The following is a 3,238-nucleotide window of genomic DNA, read 5'->3' as shown; positions in this document are numbered from 1 at the left end:
GGCCACGTCGCCGGTGTAGAGGAAGCCCGCCTTGCACAGCACCTGGCCCGAGGCCGGGTTGTCGGCGAAGTGGCCGGCCTCCACCAGGTTCTTCCGCCAGTCGCGCTTCACCCACTTCAGCGCCCCGCGCACCGCCTCGGTGGCGTAGCCGCGGTTCCAGAACGGCCGGCCCAGCCAGTAGCCGAGCTGCGGGCGGCCGTTGGCGCCGGTGGTCAGGCCCAGGACGCCGACCACGCCGAAGTTGCGGTGCTCGATGGCGAACCGGGCCTCGCGGTCCCAGTCCTGACCCATGGCGCGTTCGCAGAACGCCTCGGCCTGGCCGGTGTCGTAGGGGTGCGGCAGGTCGCAGGTCATGCCGGCCACGTTGAAGTCGTTGGCCAGCCGGGCCACGGCCTCGGCGTCGCTGCGCACCGGCCCGCGCAGGACCAGACGTTCCGTCGCTATGACGGGGCTCACTTCGATCGCGCACATGTCCTTGCCTCCCGGCCCCTGTTCCGGGGCCCAAAACGAAAGCGGGGAGCCCGGCTGACCGGACTCCCCGCTTGAAGTCTTGTCCGGTCCGCCTGTTTGGAAACTGGCGGACCCGAAGAAGGTGGGTTCGCCCTACTCGGCTGCCATCACCTCGGCCGGAACCACCGTCACGTAGGTGCGGTCGTTTCGCTTGGTAATGAACTTCACCGCGCCGGTGACGGTCGCGAAGAGGGTGTGGTCCTTGCCCATGCCGACGTTGTCGCCCGGCCAGAACTTGGTGCCGCGCTGACGCACGAGGATGTTGCCGGCGAGCACCGCTTCGCCGCCGAACTTCTTCACGCCGAGACGCTGGCCGGCGGAGTCGCGCCCGTTGCGCGAGGAGCCGCCCGATTTTTTGTGAGCCATGGTGCTCTCCTACTCTCTGATGGGGCTGCCGGACCGATTACTCGGCGGCGCCCTCGTCCTTCTTGGCGGCGGCCTTCTTGGCCGCGGGCTTCTTGGCTTCGCCTTCGGCCTTGGCCTCGGCCTTCGGAGCCGCGGCCTTCTTCGGCGCGGCCTTGGCTTCGGTCTCGACCGGGGCGTTCACCTGGGCGGCCTTGGCGGCTTCCTCGGTGGCGACGTCGACGGCCTTGGGGGCCTTCGGCGCGGCGGCCTTCTTCGCAGCCGGAGCGGCCTTGGCGGCGGGAGCGGCTTCCGCGGCGACCGGGGCCTGGAAGGCCAGGTTGCGCGAGCGGGCGTTCAGCTCGGCCTTGGTGGTCAGGTCCACCGTGCCGTCCCACTTGGCCGCTTCCTTGCCGCCTTCGCCGTTGATGGCGGTGACGCGCAGGACGCTCTCGAACTGGCGGTGGCCGCGGGTGCGGCGGTAGCCTTGGCGGCGGATCTTCTTGAAGATCTTCACCTTCTCGCCCTTGCGGGTCTCGATCAGGGTCGCCGCCACGGTGGCGCCGGCCACGGTGGGCGCGCCCAGGGTCACGGCGTCGCCGTCGCCCAGCATGAGGACTTCGCCGAACGAAACGTTCGCGCCGGGCTCGCCGTCGAGCTTCTCAACGACCAGCACGTCGCCGGGCTGGACCCGGTACTGCTTGCCGCCGGTCTTGATCACCGCGTACATCGTTCGCGCCTTCAAACTCTATGTGCAAAACGGATTGCGCCCGCGGAGCGACCCCACGGGCGAGAGGGCGCGGTTATACAGCGCGAGGCCGGAGAGTCAACGAGGCGAGGCCAGCCCGCGGGCGACTTCTTCCAGCATGGCCACGGCTCCCGATCGGGCGGGATCGTCCCACTCGTGAGCCATTCAGAGCCTTAAATCCATGCCAGGCTCCGCTTCATCCATGGACTTCAAGGACCGCCAGCACCCCTGAGGGTTGCCGGTCCGTAGCCTTCCTCCATCGAGGAGGAAGGGGCGCCTATCCTGGCGAGGCCGCCGCCCCTACCCGCGCTCCTTCTCCCTGCGCAGGTCGTCCGAGACCATCCGGAACATCTCCTCCACCAGGCCGCCCACGAGGTCGGGAGAGGGGTCGCGGACGCCTTCCTCGGCGAGGTGGCGGGCGGCCATGTCGGGCAGGGTGCGCCGGAAGTCCTCGCCGAACACCGCGCAGCGGTCCATGGCGAAGCTCACCCGCTCGGGTTGGGCGGCCCTGGGCGGCGGCCCCAGCGGATGGGCCATCTGCCGGTCGATGCAGATCGACCAGGAGGCCAGCGAGGTCTCGTAGCGGAGCGTGGCCACGGCCGGGTCGGCGGCGGCGAGCAGGGCGATGAGCGAAAGCATGTCGGACCGTCCCTCGAGGTCGGAGAGACCCACGTTATGGCCCGCCGCGGAGCTGCGCCATGCGACGCCGCGCCCTAGCCGCCGCCTTTCGGGGGCCGGTCCCGCAGCAGGGCGACCAGCACCCGCTCCACCCAGGCCCGCTCCTGAGGGCTCAGCGGTAGGAGGAGGGAGAGCACCCGACCCGCGCCGGCCGGCGGGCCGTCCTCGCGCGCCTCCGGGTGGCCGGGGAAGAAGTCGCGTACTGGCGTCCCCAGCACCCGCGAGATCGCCTCCAGGGTCTCGAAGGAGGGCGCGCTGCGGCCGCGCTCGATCTCGCCGAGCGACTGGATGGACCGGCCGATGGCCTCGGCGAGGTCGGCCTGCGACAGGCCGAGCAGCTCGCGGTGCCGGCGGATCGCCGCGCCCACCTCCGCCTTCAGCGTGCTGTCGCCCCATCGAGTCACCCCCGCAGATGAGCACCTTGCGGCGAGGCGAGGTGAGCACGCAGAGGTTGCACTTTCTGGAGCAGGCAGTGCTTGCTGTCCCGGCTCGGCCGTGGCAGGCTCCGGCCATGGACGCTGCCGCACACGTCTACGCCCTGGCCCCGGGCTACGCCGCCCCGCCCGGCGTTGCGGCGCCGCCGTCGCCCGCCTTCGACACCGACGCCTGGGTGGGCGGGGAGATCCGCCGCCGGCGCAAGGCGCGCGGGCTCTCCCAGTCGGCGCTCGCCGCGGCCATCGGCGTTACCTTCCAGCAGGTCCAGAAGTACGAGCGCGGCGCCAACCGGGTCTCGGCCTCCACGCTCTGGCGGGTCGCCCAGGCCCTGCGCTGCGAGCCGGGCGCCTTCTTCCCCGGCTATCCGGCGCTCGGCGGGCCGGACCCCGACGGCCTGGGCCCCGTGGGCCGCGCCTTCCTGGCCTCCGACGGCGGGCTGGCGCTCGCCCGCGCCTGGCTCGCCCTCACCCCCGACCGCCGCGCCGCCCTCCTCGCCGCCGCCCGCGCCCTCGCCCAGGCCCGGCC

Annotated in this window: 5 protein-coding genes and 1 pseudogene; 1 reads left to right on the top strand and 5 read right to left on the bottom strand. The window is 72.0% G+C overall.

Annotated features, from left to right (window positions below; all coding sequences use genetic code 11):
* The 5 genes and pseudogenes from V7Z97_RS19900 to V7Z97_RS19880 form a co-directional block, all read right to left on the bottom strand.
* The coding region (locus V7Z97_RS19900) for a GNAT family N-acetyltransferase (RefSeq protein ID WP_334165295.1) at positions 1–471 on the bottom strand (471 nt) is incomplete at its 3' end.
* Positions 472–603: 132 nt separating this feature from the next.
* Positions 604–876, bottom strand: coding sequence for a 50S ribosomal protein L27 (gene rpmA / locus V7Z97_RS19895; RefSeq protein ID WP_325458834.1), 273 nt, complete (start codon positions 874–876; stop codon positions 604–606).
* A 220-nt stretch (positions 877–1,096) separates the two neighbouring features.
* A pseudogene (gene rplU, locus V7Z97_RS19890) lies at positions 1,097–1,582 on the bottom strand (50S ribosomal protein L21); the annotation flags it as partial.
* Positions 1,583–1,900: 318 nt separating this feature from the next.
* Positions 1,901–2,239 (bottom strand): hypothetical protein, encoded by a 339-nt coding sequence (locus V7Z97_RS19885; RefSeq protein ID WP_334165293.1) that lies wholly within the window; start codon positions 2,237–2,239, stop codon positions 1,901–1,903.
* Positions 2,240–2,313: 74 nt separating this feature from the next.
* A complete protein-coding gene (locus V7Z97_RS19880) occupies positions 2,314–2,682 on the bottom strand; it encodes a helix-turn-helix transcriptional regulator (protein WP_334165291.1) in 369 nt (122 codons plus the stop codon).
* 107 nt (positions 2,683–2,789) lie between these two features.
* On the opposite strand from V7Z97_RS19880, the gene V7Z97_RS19875 reads away from it, so the two are divergent.
* On the top strand, positions 2,790–3,238 hold a 449-nt coding region (locus V7Z97_RS19875; RefSeq protein WP_334165289.1), incomplete at its 3' end, for a helix-turn-helix domain-containing protein.

The organism is Phenylobacterium sp., assembly GCF_036821595.1.
In the GTDB taxonomy this organism is placed as follows: Bacteria; Pseudomonadota; Alphaproteobacteria; order Caulobacterales; family Caulobacteraceae; genus Phenylobacterium.
The sequence above is the reverse complement of the archived record's forward strand: the minus strand, read 5'-3'. Positions and strand labels throughout refer to the sequence as shown.

Excerpts from the sequence above, each read along its gene's own strand:
- rpmA (WP_325458834.1), bottom strand. The coding sequence starts at position 876 with ATGGCTCACAAAAAATCGGGCGGCTCCTCGCGCAACGGGCGCGACTCC.
- V7Z97_RS19885 (WP_334165293.1), bottom strand. The coding sequence starts at position 2,239 with ATGCTTTCGCTCATCGCCCTGCTCGCCGCCGCCGACCCGGCCGTGGCC.